Below are 1,048 nucleotides of genomic sequence, written 5' to 3'. Positions count from 1 at the left end.
GCGGTGAGGCGGGGCGGTTCTTGCGACGAGCCTTGCGATATGGCCCCTTCCGGGGCGTTTTAGGGGCCATATCGCAGGGCTCGTCGTCCCGTGATGGCAGACCACGACGCCGGCGCGCGCCGCCGCCTCACTCCCCCGGCAGTCCCGGCGGCAGCACCGCACCGCGACGGGTGGCCTGGCGACGCATGAGACGGGACAGGTCCCCGACGAAGCGGGGCCAGCCACCGCGTGTGAAGACCTCGCCCGCGACCCAGGTGACGGCCCAGTCATCGGCTTCAAGACCGCGCCTGCGCGCCCGATCCCGCTGCCACTGAGCCCGATCCGTACGGTGCTGGTCGCCGTCGAACTCGAGGCACAGCCGCAGTTCTTCCCAGGCCAGGTCCACGCGGACCGTCTCCCCGGAGCTCAAGCGGATCGGGGGATTCACCTGAGGCTCGGGGAATCCCGCCTCGTGGAGCCGATGCCGTAGCCGCGATTCCGGCGGAGAGTCCGCGCCCGTGCGCAACAGGTCCAGTACGGCGCGGGCCCGCACGATGCCGCGGACGTTCTTCCGTGCGTGCGCGAGACGCCGCATCTGCTCCACCGTGGTGGCCCGGGCAGGTAGGTGACCGAGACGGCGCGCCTCCGCCCCGTGCGGTGACGGCAGCAGGCTGTCCCCAGCGACCACGAGGTCCTCGACAGAGAGGTGATGGGCGAGGTCCACCCAGGTCCAGGCGGGGCTGGTCAGGCGCAGACCCCGGTACTCGATCACGGGTGCGTCCGGCTGGAGCTGGTGCATGACCAGGCCCGGCCGACTCGTCCGTCCTCCGCGGCCGCGCTCCTTCGCGAGATGGACCCGCGGATCCTCGAGCAGCTGGCCCGGGATCCACATCCCCCAGATCCGTGCGGCCGTGGCGTGGGAGAACACCCCCGAGGGGTTCAGCGACTGGACGGCGCGCAGATAGTCCGTCCACGTGGCCCCGACACCACAGATCACGCGCAGATCGTAGCCAAATAGGACCCGGCCGGGGACATGGAGCAGGTAGCTATCGGTGCCGGCCGTTCCATC

At 71.0% G+C, this 1,048-nt stretch carries 1 pseudogene; it reads right to left on the bottom strand.

Features of this window, described 5'->3' with window-relative positions:
- Nucleotides 1-127: 127 nt before the first annotated feature.
- Nucleotides 128-1,048: pseudogene (locus ACFWJO_RS39495) on the bottom strand (hypothetical protein); the annotation flags it as partial.

This window comes from Streptomyces sp. NPDC127092 (assembly GCF_042722475.1).
In the GTDB taxonomy this organism is placed as follows: domain Bacteria; phylum Actinomycetota; class Actinomycetes; order Streptomycetales; family Streptomycetaceae; genus Streptomyces.
The sequence above is the reverse complement of the archived record's forward strand: the minus strand, read 5'-3'. Positions and strand labels throughout refer to the sequence as shown.